Below are 17076 nucleotides of genomic sequence, written 5' to 3'. Positions count from 1 at the left end.
CAAACGCAAAAAAGGGAGGTCGGGATGAGTGACGGCAAGAGCGGTCTGCAGCTGCGTTCGCTGCTCAAGAAGAATGGCGAACTGGAGATATCGCTGGTCAATGTCCCGACCCCCGAGCCCGGCCCCGATGAGGTCGTGGTCCGGGTCGAGGCGACCCCGATCAATCCGTCCGACCTCGGGCTCCTGATCGGCCCGGCCGACATGGCGGCCGCCAAGGCCTCCGGCAGCACGGAATTGCCTGTCGTGACCGCGCGCGTGCCGGAAGCGGCGCTGCCTGGCCTCGCCGCTCGGTTCGACGAGTCGATGCCGGTCGGCAATGAAGGCGCCGGCGTCGTGATCAGGACCGGCTCGTCGGACGCGGCGAAAGCGCTGATGGGCCGCACGGTCGCGATGATCGGCGGCGCGATGTATGCGCAATACCGCACGCTGCGCGTCAACGAATGCCTGCCGCTGCCCGACGGCATCACCCCGGCGGAAGGGGCGTCCTGCTTCGTCAATCCGCTGACCGCGCTCGGCATGACCGAGACGATGCGGCGCGAGGGGCACAAGGCGCTGGTGCACACGGCCGCCGCATCCAATCTCGGCCAGATGCTCAACAAGATCTGCCTCAAGGACGGCATCGGCCTCGTCAACATCGTGCGCAACAAGGAGCAGGCCGACATCCTGCACAAGATCGGCGCCAAGCATGTGGTCGATTCCAGCGCGCCCGATTTCATGGACAAGCTCACCAACGCGCTGGTCGAGACCGGCGCGACCATCGCCTTCGATGCGATCGGCGGCGGCAAGCTCGCAGGCGATATCCTGATCGCGATGGAGATCGCGATCAACAAGACCGCCAAGGCCTACAGCCGCTACGGCTCGAATGTGCACAAGCAGGTCTATGTCTATGGCGGTCTCGACACCCGCCCGATCGAGCTGCCGCGCGGCTTCGGCATGGCCTGGGGCGTCGGCGGCTGGCTGCTGTTCCCGTTCCTGATGAAGATCGGCCCGGAGGCCGGCAACAAGCTGCGCCAGCGCGTGGTGGCCGAGCTGAAGACCACTTTCGCCAGCCACTACACCAAGGTGGTCTCGCTGCAGGAGACCCTGCAGCTCGACAACATCGCCGTCTACGGCAAGCGCGCGACCGGCGAGAAATTCCTGATCAACCCGAACAAGGGCGCATAACGGATCGGCGCTACTCGCGCTCGAATGCCAGCTTCCTGGAGCGCTTGTGGCGCTCCAGGGCGTGGCCGATCAGGACATCCATCAGCTCGGATTGCGGCAGGCCGCTGGCCTCCCAGAGCCGCGGATACATGCTGATGTTGGTGAAACCGGGCAGGGTGTTCGCCTCGTTCACGAATGCCTGCTCGCCGTGGAGGAAGAAGTCGATCCGCGCCATGCCTTCGCAGCCGAGCACGCCGAACGTCTTGATCGCGAGCTCCCTGATGGTTTCGGCGATGGCAGCCGGCACTTTGGCCGGCACTTGAAGCAGCGCGCCTTCCGCATCGAGATACTTCGCGTCGTAGGAGTAGAAGCCGTGCTTGTCGGAGGGGACGATCTCGCCGAGCTGGGAGGCACGGATGCGGCCCTCGGCATCCTCGAGCACGGAGCACTCGACCTCCCGGATCGGCGCGACACAGCGCTCGATCAAGATCTTCGTGTCGAAACGGAATGCCAATCTGCAGCCGGCCTCGAACTCCTCCGCGGTGCGCGCCTTCGACACGCCGACCGATGATCCCATGTTGGCGGGTTTGACGAAGACCTCCTGCGACCCCAGCGCGCGGACCGCATCGTCGTAGCTGATGGGAGCCCCGCTCGACATCGCGACAAAGGGGACGATCGGCAATCCCGCCTCGCGCATCAGGCGCTTGGCGACGTCCTTGTCCATTCCGGCCGCCGAGCCCATCACGCGCGAGCCGACATAGGCGACATCGGACAATTCCAGCGCGCCCTGCACCGTGCCATCCTCGCCGTTCGGGCCATGCAGAACCGGGAAGACGACGTCGAAGGACGGCAATTCCGCAGGCCCCGCCGCCTGTCCCTGAAGCACCACGACGCGGCCCTGTCCGCCCGGCAGCAGCGCGAGTTGCGGTCCATGGTCCGGAATGGTCAGCGCGCCGCCACCTGCGCCGGCGCCGTTTCCCGCATCGGCGACAATCCAGCGGCCGTCGCCGGTGATGCCGATCGCGGTTGCGTCATAGCGATCCGGGTCGAGCGAGCGAAGCACGTTCGCTGCCGACGCCCGCGAGACGTCGTGCTCGGCGGAACGGCCACCGAACAGGATTGCGACCCGTGTCTTGCGCTCTGGCATTGTTCAGCCTCTCGGCGGTAGGCAGGTGATGCAGGAATCCGCGGCAGTATGCTCGGACGAAGATGTCGACAATTTGCTACACATGCTCCAGACCGGCGTTTCAGGGCCACCTGGATGGGCGAGGCCCCGGTGTTCAGGTCAGTTTTGCAAACGCTGGGTTTCCAGAATTGGGCGATTCATGCACTTGCATCTTTTTCGCCGCACCGGTAGGTGAGGACCACCAATCCGGTTTCACGTGCACCCCAGGGGACTAGCTATGGCCTATAACATCGTCACCATCGTCGGCAGCATCCGCAAGCAGAGCTTCTCGCTCAAGATCGCCAATGCGCTGGCCAAGCTCGCGCCGGCCTCGCTGAATCTCGACGTGACGACCCTCGAGGGCATTTCATTCTTCAACCAAGATCTCGAGGCGGCGCCGCCGGCGGACTGGCTGGCCTTCCGCGAGAAGCTGCAGAAGTCGAGCGGCGTGCTGTTCGTGACCCCCGAATACAACCGCTCGGTCCCGGGTGTGCTGAAGAACGCGATCGACGTCGCCTCGCGGCCCTACGGCAAGAGCTTGTTCATGGGCAAGCCGGTCGGCATCATCTCCAACTCGCCGGGCCCGCTCGGCGGCGTCAGCGCCGCGAAGCACCTGCAGAACATCCTGCCGGGCATTTCCGGCCCGATCCTCGGTCAGCCGGAAACCTATCTCAACGGCGTCGGCGATGCCTTCGACGACAACGGCGAACTGACCAAGGAGTCGCTCAAGACGGTGTTGCAGCAGTACCTCGTCGCCTTTGCCGCCTTCGTCGAGAAGCAGAACGGCTGATCACGCGAACCGGCACCCATCCCGGATCAAGTCCGGGACAGGCTTCGCTCGAAAACGCTCTGGTTTAGCATTCCATTAACCGCCATGGCCGCATCTTCGCGGCCATGGTTTCCCGCACGCGCCTCAAATCGATTCTGTCCGGCCTTGCCCTCTACACGCTGGCAGCGCTGATGGTCGGCTATTTCGGCGTCAACGCCTACACCGGCAAATACGGCCTGAACGCGCGGCAGGAGCTCGACCAGGAAATCATCGCGCTGACCTCGGAGCTGGCGCGACTGAAGAAGGAGCGGGCCGAGGGCGAGCAGCGGGTGTCGCTGTTGCGGTCTGACCGGGTCGATCCCGACATGCTGGACGAGCGTGCGCGCTTCCAGCTCGACTACGCAAATCCGCGTGATCTGGTTCGGATCAACAAGTCGAACTGACGCGTTCTCAAATTTCAAAAACACGCGCGTGCTATCACAAAAATGTCGCGCTGCGTTGCAGTGCGGCATAGCAAAATTCCATCCGGCGAACGCAATCCTTCCAAGGCGATTTGAGTTGGGTTAGAGAGGGTTTTCCAACTTCTCTCACCTGGAATTGCCATGGCCGCACCCAAGAAAAGCGTCGCAAAAGAATCAGGGCAGGAGAAGGCTGGCTCGCCGCCCGAATTCACCAGGGAACAGGAGCTTAAGGCGCTGCGGGACATGCTCCTGATCCGGCGCTTCGAGGAGAAGGCCGGTCAGCTTTACGGCATGGGTGCGATCGGCGGCTTCTGCCATCTCTATATTGGTCAAGAAGCCGTTGTGGTCGGCATGCAGATGGCGCTGAAGCCGGGCGACGAGGTCATCACCGGCTACCGCGACCACGGCCACATGCTGGCTTGCGATATGGAAGCCAGGGGCGTGATGGCCGAATTGACCGGACGCCGCGGCGGCTATTCTCGCGGCAAGGGCGGCTCCATGCACATGTTCAGCAAGGAGAAGCACTTCTACGGCGGTCACGGAATCGTCGGCGCCCAGGTGTCGCTCGGCACCGGCCTGGCGTTCGCCAACCGCTATCGCGGCAACGATGCCGTCAGCGTGACTTATTTCGGCGACGGCGCGGCCAACCAGGGCCAGGTCTATGAAAGCTTCAACATGGCGGAGCTGTGGAAGCTGCCGGTGATCTACGTCATCGAGAACAATCGCTATGCGATGGGCACCGCGGTGTCGCGCGCCTCGGCGCAGCAGGACTTCTCCAAGCGCGGCGCCTCCTTCAACATTCCCGGCAAGCAGGTCGACGGCATGGACGTGCGCGCGGTGAAGGCCGCCGCCGATGAGGCCACGGCCTGGTGTCGCGGCGGCAATGGTCCGATGATTCTGGAGATGCAGACCTACCGCTACCGCGGCCACTCGATGTCCGATCCGGCGAAGTACCGCACCCGCGAGGAGGTCGAGAAGGTCCGTCACGACCAGGACCCGATCGAGCAGGTGCGCAACCGTTTGCTTGGCGCCGGCGTCAGCGAGCAGGATCTTAAGGCAATCGACGCTGGGGTGCGCGAGATTGTCAACGAAGCCGCCGACTTCGCGCAGCACGATCCGGAGCCCGATGCGTCGGAGCTCTACACCGACATCTACCGCTGACTCACCCGCGCAGAAGAATTTCAAGACCGATTTCGGGAGCCGATATGCCCATTCAAGTGCTGATGCCTGCGCTGTCGCCCACCATGGAGAAGGGCAACCTCGCCAAATGGCTGAAAAAGGAAGGCGAGACCATCAAGTCCGGTGACGTCATCGCCGAGATCGAGACCGACAAGGCGACGATGGAGGTCGAGGCGACCGACGAGGGCACGCTCGGCAAAATCCTGATTCCGGAAGGCACCGCCGACGTCGCGGTGAACACGCCGATCGCCACCATCCTGGCCGACGGCGAAAGCGCCGCCGACCTCGCCAAGGTGCCCGCCGCTCCCGCGCCGCAGCCGAAGGCCGCGGAGGCCGCGCCTGCTGCCGAAGCCAAGGCGGAAGCGCCGCAGCCCGCGGCGAAGGCGCCGGCCGCGCCGGTCAGCGAGGCGCTGCCCGATCCGGAAATTCCCGCAGGCACCGAGATGGTCACGCAGACCATCCGCGAGGCGCTGCGCGATGCGATGGCCGAGGAGATGCGACGCGACGGCGACGTCTTCATCATGGGCGAGGAGGTCGCGGAGTATCAGGGCGCCTACAAGGTGACGCAGGGCCTGCTGCAGGAGTTCGGCGCCCGGCGCGTCATCGACACCCCGATCACCGAGCACGGCTTTGCCGGCATCGGCGTCGGCGCGGCGATGGCGGGCTTGAAGCCGATCGTCGAGTTCATGACCTGGAATTTCGCGATGCAGGCGATCGACCAGATCATCAACTCCGCCGCCAAGACGCTCTATATGTCCGGCGGCCAGATGGGCTGCTCGATCGTGTTCCGCGGTCCGAACGGCGCCGCCGCGCGCGTCGCCGCCCAGCACAGCCAGGACTACGCCGCCTGGTACTCGCAGATCCCGGGCCTGAAGGTGATCGCGCCATATTCGGCCGCCGACTACAAGGGCCTGCTCAAGGCCGCGATCCGCGATCCCAATCCGGTGATCTTCCTCGAGAACGAGATGCTGTACGGCCACACCGGCGAAGTGCCGAAGCTTGCCGATTACGTGGTGCCGATCGGCAAGGCGCGGATTGCGCGCGCCGGCAAAGACGTCACGATCGTCTCCTGGGCGATGGGCATGTCCTATGCGCTGAAGGCCGCCGATGAACTCGCCAAGGAAGGCATCGAGGCCGAGGTCGTCGATCTGCGCACCATCCGTCCGATGGACACCGAGACGATCATCAATTCGGTGAAGAAGACCGGTCGCGCGGTCACGGTGGAGGAGGGCTGGCAGCAGAGCGGCGTCGGCTCCGAGGTCGCGGCGCGCATCATGGAGCACGCTTTCGACTATCTCGATGCGCCGGTGGCGCGCGTCTCCGGCAAGGACGTGCCGATGCCCTATGCCGCCAACTTGGAAAAGCTCGCTCTGCCGTCCGTCGCCGAGGTGGTCGCGGCCGCCAAGGCCGTGTCCTATCGGTAACGCCGATGGCCGGTCCCAAGGAGCAGCCGCTGCCGCCTGACGTGATGGGCCGCGAGGCGCCATCGAGGTGCTGCGCGCCTTCGTCGTCGACGGCGGCCTGTCGATCGCGTTCCAGCGCGCCTTCGAGGAGCCGGACATGTGGGGGCTGATGCTCGTCGACATCGCCCGCCACGCTGCGCGCGCCTATGCACGCGAGAGCGAATACACCGAGGACGAGGCGCTCGCGCGCATCGTCGAGATGTTCGAAGCCGAAATCGCCCGGCCGACCGACATGGGCCAAACCAAACCGCGGTCGCAACAAGGTCACTGACAATGCCGATCAATATTCTCATGCCCGCGCTGTCGCCGACGATGGAAAAGGGCAATCTCGCCAAGTGGCTCAAGAAAGAGGGCGACAAGGTCAAGTCCGGCGACGTGATCGCGGAGATCGAGACCGACAAGGCGACGATGGAAGTCGAGGCGGTCGACGAAGGCACGATCGCCAGGATCCTGGTGCCCGAGGGCACGCAGGACGTGCCGGTCAACGACGTCATCGCTGTGTTGGCCGGTGACGGCGAGGACGTGAAGGCGGTCGCCAGCGCCGGCGGTGGCGCTGCACCAGCGGCCAAGCCCGCCGAGGCACCGAAGCCCGCCGCGCAGGCCGCGCCTGCTGCGGCTCCCGCACCGGCGGCTGCGCCCGCACCGACCCCGACCGCAGCTCCCGCAGCGGCGCCTCAGGCCGCTGCACCGGCCGCGCAGGCCAATGGCCACGCCCGTGTGTTCTCATCGCCGCTGGCACGCCGCCTGGCGAAAGAAGCCGGCATCGATCTCGGGCGCATCACCGGCACCGGTCCGCACGGCCGCGTCATCGCGCGCGACGTCGACGAGGCCAAGTCCGGCAAGGGCCTGAAGGCGCCGGCGGCCGCGCCTGCTGCGGCAGGGCCGAGCATCGCGCCGTCGATGTCGGACAAGCAGATCCTCGCGCTGTTCGAGCCGGGCTCCTACGAAATCGTGCCGCATGACGGCATGCGCCGCACCATCGCGCAGCGTCTGACCGCCTCGGTGCAGAACGTCCCGCACTTCTACCTCACCATCGACTGCGACATCGGCAAGCTGCTCGCCGCGCGCGAGGAGATCAACGCGTCAGCACCGAAGGACAAGGAGAAGAAGCCGCTCTACAAGATCTCGGTCAACGACTTCGTCATCAAGGCGATGGCGGTCGCGCTGCAGAAGATTCCGAACTGCAACGTCAGCTGGACCGAAGGCGGCATGGTCAAGCACAAGCATTCCGACGTCGGCGTCGCGGTGGCGATGCCGGGCGGCCTGATCACGCCGATCATCCGCAAGGCCGAGACCAAGACGCTCTCGACCATCTCCAACGAGATGAAGGATTTTGCCGCGCGCGCCCGCGCCCGCAAGCTGAAGCCGGAAGAATATCAGGGCGGCACCACCGCGGTGTCCAACCTCGGCATGTACGGCATCAACCACTTCACCGCGGTGATCAACCCGCCGCACGCCTCGATCCTCGCGGTTGGCACCTCGGAGGAGCGTCCGGTGGTGCGCGGCGGCAAGATCGAGATCGCGCACATCATGAGCGTGACCCTGTCGTGCGATCACCGCGCGATCGACGGCGCGCTCGGCGCCGAGCTGATCGGCGCCTTCAAGCAGCTGATCGAGAATCCCGTGATGATGATGGTGTGACGGGCATCAGCCATGTACGCGATCTACGGACCGTACGTCCTGCTCGCCGCCATCGCCGTTGCGTTGCTCGTCGCGGTCAACCGCGACCTGATATCGACGATCCAGTTTCGGATCATGATGATCGGCGCCGCTGTGCTGGCGCTGGCGTGGTTCGTGTTCCTCGGTGCGGTATGGCGGGAGTACGGGTAGATGGCCGGCACGGCTCGCACGCGCTGGCCCTGGATCTCGCTGCTGCTGTCGGCCGCGCTGGTGCTCAATCCGGTCGGGCTGGATTTTCTGCACTCCGCGTTCTTCGCCGGCGAACAGCTGGCGCGGAACATCGCCCAGCCGATCGTGCTGACGGCCCTGGCCATCATGGCCGTGGTGACCGGGCTCGAATGGCTGGTCAGGACATTGATCGCAAGAAGCCGCGCCCGCGGCGCCACAGGTTGAGTTGAACGGGAGCCGCCATGGCCGACACATCTTTCGACGTCATCATCATCGGCTCCGGCCCCGGCGGCTACGTGACCGCGATCCGCGCCGCGCAACTCGGCTTCAAGACCGCGATCGTGGAGAAATCGTATCTCGGTGGCATCTGCCTGAACTGGGGCTGCATCCCGACCAAGGCGCTGCTGCGCTCGGCCGAGATCTACCACTATATGCAGCACGCCAAGGATTACGGGCTGTCGGCGGACAACGTCTCGTTCGATCCGAAGGCGGTGGTGCAGCGCTCGCGCGGCGTCTCGAAGCGCCTCAACGACGGCGTCGGCTTCCTGATGAAGAAGAACAAGGTCACGGTGATCTGGGGCGACGCGACGATCGATGCGCCCGGCAGGATCACGGTGAAGAAGTCGGCGGTCGAGGCGCCGAAGGGCGCGAGCGGCGAGGGCGCCTATCAGGCCAAGCACATCATCATCGCGACCGGTGCGCGGCCGCGCGTGCTGCCGGGCCTCGAGCCCGACAAGAAGTTGGTCTGGACCTATTTCGAGGCGATGGTGCCGGAGCGGATGCCGAAGTCGCTCTTGGTGGTCGGCTCGGGCGCGATCGGCATCGAGTTCGCCTCGTTCTTCCACACCATGGGCGCCGACGTCACCGTGGTCGAGGTGCTGCCGCAGATTCTTCCCGTTGAGGACGCCGAGATCGCCGGCCTGGCGCGCAAGCGGTTCGAGAAGATGGGCATCAAGATCCTCACCTCGACCAAGGTGACAAAGCTCGACAAGAAGGCCGACAGCGTGGTCGCGACCATCGACGACGGCAAGGAGAAGCCGCAAGCGGTGGAGTTCGAGCGCGTGATCTCGGCGGTCGGCGTGGTCGGCAATATCGAGAATCTCGGGCTGGAGAAACTCGGCGTCAAAACCGACCGCGGCTGCATTGTGATCGACGGTCTCGGCAAGACCAACATCCCCGGCATCTACGCGATCGGTGACGTCGCGGGACCGCCGATGCTCGCGCACAAGGCCGAGCATGAGGGCGTGATCTGCATCGAGGCGATCAAGGGCCTGCATCCGCATCCGATGGACAAGAACCTGATCCCGGGCTGCACCTATTGCAACCCGCAGGTCGCCTCCGTCGGCCTGACCGAAGCCAAGGCCAAGGAAGGCGGCCGCGAGATCCGCGTCGGCCGCTTTCCGTTCGTCGGCAATGGCAAGGCGATCGCGCTCGGCGAGGACCAGGGTCTCGTCAAGGTGGTGTTCGACAAGAAGACCGGCCAGTTGCTCGGCGCGCACATGATCGGCGCCGAAGTCACCGAGCTGATCCAGGGTTATGTGGTGGCGATGAATCTGGAGACCACGGAAGAGGAATTGATGCACACCGTGTTCCCGCATCCGACGCTGTCGGAAATGATGAAGGAAGCGGTGCTCGACGCCTACGGGCGTGTGCTGAATATCTGATTGGCGGGGAAGCACCGCCGTTAGAAGTCCCGTCATCCCCGCGCAAAGGCGAAGCCTTTGTCGCTGGAGGTGCGAGTGCAGCGAGCCTCGAAGGATGCACGGCCCGGATCGAGCAGCGGGGCTCGTCGCCCTTCGAGACGGCCGCTTCGCGGCCTCCTCAGGGTGACGGGTCCGCAGTGAAGAATTCACAAAGAACAAGAAAGAGCAGATCCAGTGAAAGACAACGACAACCTCACCATCGAACGCCCGACCTTCGTCACCCACCTCGAATGCGCGATGGAGGGTGATCACTATCCGGCCGACCAGGTGCACAACTTGTCCAAGGCCGGCAAGCCGCTCTTGGTGCGCTACGATCTGGCTGGCGTGAAGAAGGCGCTGACGAAGGACGCGCTGGCCGAGCGTCCCGCCGATTTGTGGCGCTACCGCGAGCTGCTGCCGGTGCGCAAATGCAAGGACATCGTCAGCCTCGGCGAAGTCACGACGCCGCTGATCCGGTTGCCGAGGCTCTCTGCCAAGCTTGGCGGCGGCGAGATCATCGTCAAGGATGAGGGGCGGTTGCCGACCGCCTCGTTCAAGGCGCGCGGCCTCGTGATGGCGGTGTCGATGGGCAAGGCGCTCGGCATCAAGCACATGGCGATGCCGACCAACGGCAATGCCGGCGCGGCGCTGGCCGCCTACGCCACCTCCTGCGGCATCAAGACCACGATCTTCTGCCCGGCGGATACGCCGGAGGTCAATGTCAGCGAGATCGAGCTGCAGGGCGCCACTGTCTATCGCGTCAACGGCTATATCGACGACTGCGGCAAGATCGTCGGCGAGGGCAAGGCAAAGGTCGGCTGGTTCGATACCTCGACCCTGAAGGAGCCGTACCGGATCGAGGGCAAGAAGACGATGGGCCTCGAGCTCGCCGAGCAGCTCGGCTGGGACGTGCCCGACGTGATCTTCTATCCGACCGGTGGCGGCACCGGCCTGATCGGGATGTGGAAGGCGTTCGACGAGCTCGAGAAGATCGGCTTCATCGGATCAAAGCGCCCGCGCATGGTGGCGGTGCAGGCCTCCGGCTGCGCGCCGATGGTGCGGGCCTATGAGGCCGGTACCGAACACGCGGCGCGCTGGGAGGACGCCCACACCATCGCCTCGGGCATCCGTGTGCCGCAGGCGATCGGCGACTTTCTCATCCTGCGCGCGGTGCGCGACAGCAAGGGGTTCGCGATCGCCGTCGATGACGACAAGATCACCGCTGCGCTGAACGAGGTCGCGCGCGAGGAGGGGCTGTTGCTGTGCCCCGAGGGCGCCGCGACCTATGCCGCCTACAAGCAGAGCCTCGCCGACGGCCGCGTCTCGAAGGGCGATCGCGTGATGCTGTTCAATTGCGCCAGCGGCTTGAAATATCCGCTGCCGCCGGTCACGCGCACGCTGGACCGGCACAAGCCGATCGACTTCGCGCAGTTCTGACGCCTCATCCGAAGGGCCATCTTGTCGAAAGGTGGCCCTTCAAAAATGATACAACAAAGAAGATTGAGGGAGAGCGTGATGCGGAAGCTGGTTCTGGCCCTGTTGGCGATGTTGGCGTTCACGGGAGCCAGTTCCGCGGAAACCTATCCCGCGCATCCGATCACCATCGTGGTGCCGTTCGCCGCCGGCGGTCCGTCGGATGCGATGGCGCGCATCCTCGGCGAGCGCATGAAGCAGTCGCTCGGCGAGGTGCTGCTGATCGAGAACGTGACCGGAGCGGGCGGCTCGATCGGCGTCGGCCGCGCGGTGCGCGCGGCGCCCGACGGCTACACCGTCTCGTTCGGCCATCTCGGCACCCATGTCGCGAACGGCGCGATCTACAAGCTCGGCTACGACCTCGTCGCTGACCTCGAGCCCGTGGTGCTGCTGCCGAGCAATCCGATGATCATCGTCAGCAAGAACGCCGTGCCGGCGAAGTCGCTGAAGGAGCTTTTGGAGTGGCTGAAGTCGCGGCCGGCACCGCCGACCGCGGGCACCGCCGGCGCCGGCAGCGGCAGCCATATCGCCGGGCTCTATTTCGAGAGCGTCTCCGGCATCAAGCTGCAATACGTGCCGTATCGCGGCACCGGGCCGGCGCTGAACGACCTCGTCGCCGGCCAGATCGACATCATCGTCGACCAGACCTCGAACTCGATCAATCAGGTCCGTGCCGGCAACATCCGCGCCTATGCGGTCACCGATTCCAAGCGGGTCGCCAATGCGCCCGACGTCCCGACCGTCGATGAGGCTGGCCTGCCGGGCTTCCACATGACGCTGTGGTCCGGCCTCTGGGTGCCGAAGGGCACGCCGAAGGAGATCGTGGCCAAACTCAATGCCGCCGCGGTCGAGGCATTGGCCGACCCCGCCGTGCAGAAGCAGCTCGAGAACCTCGGCCTGCAGATGCCGCCGAAGGATCAGCTCACGCCGGAGGCGCTCGGCACCTGGCAGAAGGCCGAAATCGCAAAATGGTGGCCGATGATCAAGGCCGCCAATGTGAAGGTTGATTGAGGGCGATTCAGGAACGCAAACGATAAGGACCGCTCATGGAGAAATACGGCGCAGGGGCGATCGTTGTCTCCGCCTATGATCCCAACTGGCCGGCGCTGTTCGATGAGGAGCGCGCGAGGATTCAGGCTGCGCTTGGAAGTCTTGCGCTCGCGGTCGAGCATATCGGCAGCACGGCGGTGCCGGGGTTGCCTTCCAAACCCATCATCGATCTGCTGGTTGGCGTGCCGGATCTCGATGGGGCGCAACATCGCTATGTCGAGCCGATGGCCACGCTCGGCTATATCTATATGCCGCAGTACGAGTCATGGCTGCCGGGCGAGCTGTTCTTCCGCAAGGGACCGCCCGGGCCCTGGACCCACCATGTCCACGTGATGCCGCTGTCCCACCCCCGTTGGCAGCAACTGATTTTGTTTCGCGATTATCTCCGCGCCCATCCCGAGGCCGCGCGCGCCTACGCGGACGTCAAGCGCGAACTCGCCTGCACGTCCAGGGACGACATCGCCGCCTATCGCAACGGCAAGAGCGCGTTCGTTGAGGCGACCACCGCCCCGGGCGCTGGCCTGGGGCGCCGAGCGAGGCCGGTGATCCTTCGGTCTCACGTAGTCGCGCGACCACTGAAATGACGGCGACGCTTACTGTGCCGACGCTGCATTTGTCCCCTGGGTCACGACCCGCTCGCCACTGCTCGCGGGCGCGGACGGGCTGAACTGCGCCAGCGTGCTGACGAGCCACGCCACGCCCGCATCCATCATCGCAACTTTTGGCACGACCAAGGTGATGTCAAAGCGGGGCAGGGCGATCGGCGCATCGACGTAGGTCACGCCGAAGCGGGAGCCGTGCATGGCTGCGAACCGGCGTGGAATCGCGGTGACCAGGTCGGTCTCGGCGATGACGGCGAGGGCGAACATGAAGTTCGGAACGGTCAGCGAGATCCGGCGCGACAGGCCGCGCTCCGCCAGCGCAACGTCGACGAAGCCGTGCGGATCGCCGGAGTGCGAAACCACGAGATGCCGCGACGCGTAGTAGTTTGCCGGAGTGGGATTGGCTGCGAGCGGATGGCCGGCCCGCATCGCGATGACGAAGTCTTCCTCATAAAGCGTGCGCGTCGTGAAGCGTGCGGGGACGTCTCCGAGGGGGATGACCGCGATGTCGATGGCACGGCTGTCGAGGTCGGCGAGCGCGTCGCTCCAGGCGAAGCTCGGTACAGGCTGGCCTTGCCGCGGCAGCAATTGGCGAATGCAGATATCGACGCGCGGCGCCAGCGTGGGCAAGTCGTGGAGCAGCTGCCACAGGAAGACCGATGACGCGCCGTCAGGGGCACCAATCGTGAAGCGGCGTGACGAGCGCGCGGGGTCGAAAGGTTCGACACTACTGATCACAGCTTTCACGCGGGCGAGTATCTCCGAAATCGGCGCGGCGAGTTCGGTCGCCCGGTCGGTCGGAACGACGCCCGTCGGCGTCCTGAGAAACAAGGGATCGCCAAGCAGCGTCCGCAGACGCCCGAGCCCGTGGCTGACGGCCGACGGCGACAGGTTCAACCGCTCGGCCGATCGGCCGACATGGCGCTCCTCCATGACGATCTCGAAGAGGACCAGCAGATTGAGATCGGTACGCGAAAGATCAATTTCATTCAGCATATCGCTGAAATCATATCACTGGATTCAGGTCAGACGAAGTGAGAAGTCTTGTCACGCGCAGAATATCCAAAGCGCGCTGAAATCAATGAGGAATTCTTCGATGTTCCATCCGGTGGACGGCGGGGCGGACCGAAACCACGAATGCCCTCAAGGGAGCAGGTCGGATCGGATTTGCAGGCGGCTAGCAATGGCGGCGGCACTCGCGCTGCCGCTGGCGGTTCGCGCTGCGGCGGACGAGCGCACACCAAGCCGGGCGGCGGACGCCGCTGACCACGCCCTCGCTGAACTCATCCGGCGCACCGAGCAAGCGATGTCAGCGTTCATGCGTGGCGACATGACCACCTATCTTGGCCTGATCAAGCACGGTGACGACTTTACCTTGATGCAGCCATTCGGCGGTTTCCCCTCGGAAGGATTCGATCCCAGCCCCGAGCACATCGCGAGGCTTGCCGGATACTTCAAGGGAGGAGAAGCGAAACTGGAATTGGTGAAGTCCTACGCCTCGCACGATATCATTGTGCTTTCGATGATCGAGCGACAGCATGGCGAGGTCGGTGGCCTGCCCGACCAGGACTGGTCGCTGCGCGTGACGTTGGTTTACCGTCGGAGTGACGCCGACTGGCACCTTGTGCATCGACACGCCGATCCGCTTGTGCATCGCATCAGCTTGGCGCAAGCGGCTGCGCTGGCCCGCGGCTGAAGCCCGCCCCATTGCCAGCGAAGCGGCATGTCCGCTGAAGCTTGCCGCTTGTGGAGGCAGGGATTGCTTCGCCTTTAGCGCTCCTCGCAATGACGATTGTGCGAGGCCGTCCGTTAATCTCACTGCGGCGGCGTTGTAGCCGCCGGCTCCGCATTGGTCTCCTGCGTCACGACACGCGCTTCGTTCTTCGCCATCGCCGTGCCGGCTTCATCGAAGCGCACACGATAGACCGCGAAATTCTCCATCACGCGCTGCACGTAATTGCGCGTCTCCGAGATCGGAATCCGCTCGACCCAGTCGACCGGATCGACGTTGGGATCGCGCGGGTCGCCATAGGCCTTGACCCAGTCGCGGACGCGGCCGCGGCCGGCGTTGTAGCCGGCAAAGGTCATGATGTGGCAGTTGCGATATTCCGACAGCAACGCGCTCAATTCGGCCGCACCCATCTGGGTGTTGTAGACCGGATCGGAAACCATCCTGCTCCAGTCATAGCTGACGCCGAAACGCTTTGCGGTGTCGCGGCCGGCCTCCGGCGTCACCTGCATCAGGCCGACCGCATTGGCCGGCGACTTGTCGCGCTGGTCGAATGCGCTTTCGGTGCGCGCGATCGAGTAGGTCATGCTGCGCCCGATATCGGGGGCGATCGGGGTGTGCTTGGGAATGCCGATGACCGGGAAGGCGTAATGGTCGAACGCAAAGCCGCGGCCGAGTGCGATCTTGCCGATCTGCAGCATGGCGCGGGCATCGTTGCGGCGGCCGGTGAGCTCGCCGAGCGCCTCGAGCATGCCGACATCTGTGGTTTCCTCGGCGAGGTCGGCGGCGAAATAGAGCACGATGTCGGGCTCGCCGATCGCATAGAGCATGTCGGCGGCGCGGACCCGCTCGTCGGTGGCGGTGCTGCCGGCACTCGCTGCCGGCGAGGGCGCGCGCAACTCGACGCCGTCACGCCCGAGCTTGGCCAGTGCGAGCTGACCGTAATAGGCGGTATGCGGGCCCGCATTGCCGCGCTGTTGCCGAGTGCCTCGGCAGCGCGGCCGCGCCAATAGGCGGCGCGCGCCAGCACGGTCGGATTGGTCTGGGCCTCGTCGATCCGCGCGAAATGCGCCGCGGCGGTCTTGGCGTCGTTGAGATAACGCAGCGCGATCCAGCCGCGCATGAAGTGCATGTCGGAGCGGTAATAGGGATTGTCCGGCGCCGCCGCCGGGCGGATCACGTCATAGGCCGTCTGGTACTGGCCTTGGTCGAGCAGCTTGCGGGAGAGGATGCGGCGCTCGCGCCACCATTGGTCTGTGTCCTGCTGCGCCATCGTGTCGGGGGCGGCTGCGATCGTCACGCGCGCTGCATCGTCGACCCTGTTCTTCGCGAGCAGCCACTGGATCCGGCACAGCGTGTAGCCGAGGTCGCTGCGGGCATCGGCCGGCACGTCATTGAGTGCGTCCTCTGCCTTGCTGGATTGTCCGCGAACCGCGCCGCACGCCTTCACGATCGCCAGCTCATCGCTGCCGAGCCGCTGCGCCGCGCGCCTGGCGGCGGCGAGGTCCTTGGCACCGATCCGCTTGTCCATGCGCGCGCGATGATCGTCGCGCGTCAGCAGGTCCTTGAATGCGTCATAGGCGTCGCTCTCGGTGCGGTCGGACAGGTCCTCCGAGCGCCAGGCCTCGCGCACCAGCTTTGTGGCGCCGTCGCGGTCGCCTTCGGCGAGCAGCGTGCGGGCGAGCGCGAACTTGCCCTTGGCGCTAACAGGCTGATCGAGGGTGAAGCCGTGCACCGTGGCCGGATCGCTGCGCTCCTGCCAGATCCGTGCCTCGGCCCGCCGGCGCAGCAGCGTGACGCTTGGCCAGTCCGGGTTGGTGGTGACGAACGCCGCATAGCGGCTGTAAGGCGCGTTCGACTCGGAATGGCGCAGCAGATACCACTCGACGAGCTTCCGCCCGACCGGGTCGGTGATCTTCGCCTGGATATCGCTCGCCTCGTTGGTCTTGCCCCTACGCGCGGCGACGATCGCGTCCCTGATTGTGGCGAGATCGCCGGACAATTGCGGCCCGGCGGGTTTCTCGGGCTCTGACACCTTCGAGGTCTCAGTTTTGGTGCTCGATTTTGTTTTGGCCGATTTGCGTTTGTCGGCGCCGTGCCTGGCATGCCGGCGCTTGCCGGAGGTGCTCTCGCGTGCGGATTTGGCACCGTGCGCCTTCTTGTCGGCGTGGCCGCTCTTGGCCTGGTGCTGGTGATGCGGCTTGGCGGTCGTCTGGACCGGAAGCAGCGCAAGCGCGGCGGCGGTGGCGAAGCACGCCAGCGGACGTAGGCAACGGTTCATTCCCTGGCCCCCCTGAAACCATCAGGCACAAACGGAACGCGTCGTACGCGGCACATCCGCCGCAGATTACCACTACCCTCGATTCTCGAGTGTTAACGCTGCTGCAACTCAACAGGGAAAACACGGCGAAATATGGAACACGGCGTGTGGAACCCGGTGGGAACCGGGGTTCTCTCGGGCAGTGAGGCGCGGCCGCCACACGCTTTGACCTATCCCTCCTGGGTTGTATCC

General features: G+C 65.1%; 15 protein-coding genes and 2 pseudogenes. 14 read left to right on the top strand and 3 right to left on the bottom strand.

The window, feature by feature from the left end; genetic code table 11:
- The first annotated feature begins 24 nt into the window (after positions 1 to 24).
- Positions 25 to 1164, top strand: a complete 1140-nt coding sequence (locus HAP48_RS40095; protein WP_166205311.1) for a zinc-binding dehydrogenase — start codon at positions 25 to 27, stop codon at positions 1162 to 1164.
- Between the two features lie 10 nt (positions 1165 to 1174).
- Here HAP48_RS40095 and HAP48_RS40090 read toward each other — a convergent pair whose 3' ends face one another.
- Positions 1175 to 2290 carry a D-alanine--D-alanine ligase family protein gene (locus HAP48_RS40090; protein WP_166205310.1) on the bottom strand — a complete coding sequence of 372 codons (1116 nt, stop codon included), beginning with the start codon at positions 2288 to 2290 and terminating at the stop codon, positions 1175 to 1177.
- Positions 2291 to 2546: 256 nt separating this feature from the next.
- Between HAP48_RS40090 and HAP48_RS40085 the strand changes: the two genes are divergently transcribed.
- From HAP48_RS40085 to HAP48_RS40030, 12 genes and pseudogenes are all read left to right on the top strand, one after another.
- Positions 2547 to 3098 (top strand): NADPH-dependent FMN reductase, encoded by a 552-nt coding sequence (locus HAP48_RS40085; protein ID WP_166205309.1) that lies wholly within the window; start codon positions 2547 to 2549, stop codon positions 3096 to 3098.
- Positions 3099 to 3202: 104 nt separating this feature from the next.
- Positions 3203 to 3520: an FtsB family cell division protein gene (locus HAP48_RS40080; RefSeq protein ID WP_029080870.1), complete on the top strand. Its 318-nt coding sequence runs from the start codon at positions 3203 to 3205 to the stop codon at positions 3518 to 3520.
- 159 nt (positions 3521 to 3679) lie between these two features.
- Positions 3680 to 4699 carry a pyruvate dehydrogenase (acetyl-transferring) E1 component subunit alpha gene (gene pdhA, locus HAP48_RS40075; RefSeq protein ID WP_166205308.1) on the top strand — a complete coding sequence of 340 codons (1020 nt, stop codon included), beginning with the start codon at positions 3680 to 3682 and terminating at the stop codon, positions 4697 to 4699.
- Positions 4700 to 4743: 44 nt separating this feature from the next.
- Entirely contained in the window at positions 4744 to 6141 is a 1398-nt protein-coding gene (locus HAP48_RS40070) for a pyruvate dehydrogenase complex E1 component subunit beta (protein ID WP_166205307.1), read from the top strand.
- 5 nt (positions 6142 to 6146) lie between these two features.
- A pseudogene (locus tag HAP48_RS40065) lies at positions 6147 to 6451 on the top strand (DUF5076 domain-containing protein).
- Positions 6452 to 6453: 2 nt separating this feature from the next.
- On the top strand, positions 6454 to 7821 hold the full coding sequence (locus HAP48_RS40060) for a pyruvate dehydrogenase complex dihydrolipoamide acetyltransferase (RefSeq protein WP_166205306.1): 1368 nt from the start codon (positions 6454 to 6456) through the stop codon (positions 7819 to 7821).
- Positions 7822 to 7833: 12 nt separating this feature from the next.
- The gene (locus tag HAP48_RS40055) at positions 7834 to 8010 is read left to right on the top strand and encodes a hypothetical protein (protein WP_166205305.1); all 177 of its coding nucleotides are present in this window, start codon (positions 7834 to 7836) and stop codon (positions 8008 to 8010) included.
- Positions 8011 to 8253, top strand: coding sequence for a hypothetical protein (locus HAP48_RS40050; RefSeq protein ID WP_166205304.1), 243 nt, complete (start codon positions 8011 to 8013; stop codon positions 8251 to 8253).
- A 17-nt stretch (positions 8254 to 8270) separates the two neighbouring features.
- Positions 8271 to 9692: a dihydrolipoyl dehydrogenase gene (lpdA, locus tag HAP48_RS40045; protein WP_166205303.1), complete on the top strand. Its 1422-nt coding sequence runs from the start codon at positions 8271 to 8273 to the stop codon at positions 9690 to 9692.
- Positions 9693 to 9905: 213 nt separating this feature from the next.
- Positions 9906 to 11147: a threonine synthase gene (locus HAP48_RS40040; RefSeq protein WP_166205302.1), complete on the top strand. Its 1242-nt coding sequence runs from the start codon at positions 9906 to 9908 to the stop codon at positions 11145 to 11147.
- Positions 11148 to 11225: 78 nt separating this feature from the next.
- Positions 11226 to 12194, top strand: coding sequence for a tripartite tricarboxylate transporter substrate binding protein BugD (locus HAP48_RS40035; protein WP_166205301.1), 969 nt, complete (start codon positions 11226 to 11228; stop codon positions 12192 to 12194).
- Positions 12195 to 12229: 35 nt separating this feature from the next.
- Positions 12230 to 12817 carry a GrpB family protein gene (locus HAP48_RS40030; protein ID WP_166205300.1) on the top strand — a complete coding sequence of 196 codons (588 nt, stop codon included), beginning with the start codon at positions 12230 to 12232 and terminating at the stop codon, positions 12815 to 12817.
- Between the two features lie 9 nt (positions 12818 to 12826).
- Here the strand turns inward: HAP48_RS40030 and HAP48_RS40025 are convergent, their stop codons facing one another.
- A complete protein-coding gene (locus HAP48_RS40025; RefSeq protein WP_166205299.1) occupies positions 12827 to 13831 on the bottom strand; it encodes a LysR family transcriptional regulator in 1005 nt (334 codons plus the stop codon).
- A gap of 187 nt (positions 13832 to 14018) precedes the next feature.
- Here HAP48_RS40025 and HAP48_RS40020 point away from each other — a divergent pair, with 187 nt between their 5' ends.
- Entirely contained in the window at positions 14019 to 14531 is a 513-nt protein-coding gene (locus HAP48_RS40020) for a nuclear transport factor 2 family protein (protein WP_166205298.1), read from the top strand.
- 119 nt (positions 14532 to 14650) lie between these two features.
- On the opposite strand, the pseudogene HAP48_RS40015 reads toward HAP48_RS40020, so the two are convergent.
- Positions 14651 to 16845 (bottom strand): annotated as a pseudogene (locus tag HAP48_RS40015) (lytic transglycosylase domain-containing protein).
- Between the last annotated feature and the right edge of the window lie 231 nt (positions 16846 to 17076).

The organism is Bradyrhizobium septentrionale (assembly GCF_011516645.4).
Classification (GTDB): domain Bacteria; phylum Pseudomonadota; class Alphaproteobacteria; order Rhizobiales; family Xanthobacteraceae; genus Bradyrhizobium; species Bradyrhizobium septentrionale.
This window is presented reverse-complemented; position numbering and strand designations above follow the sequence as displayed.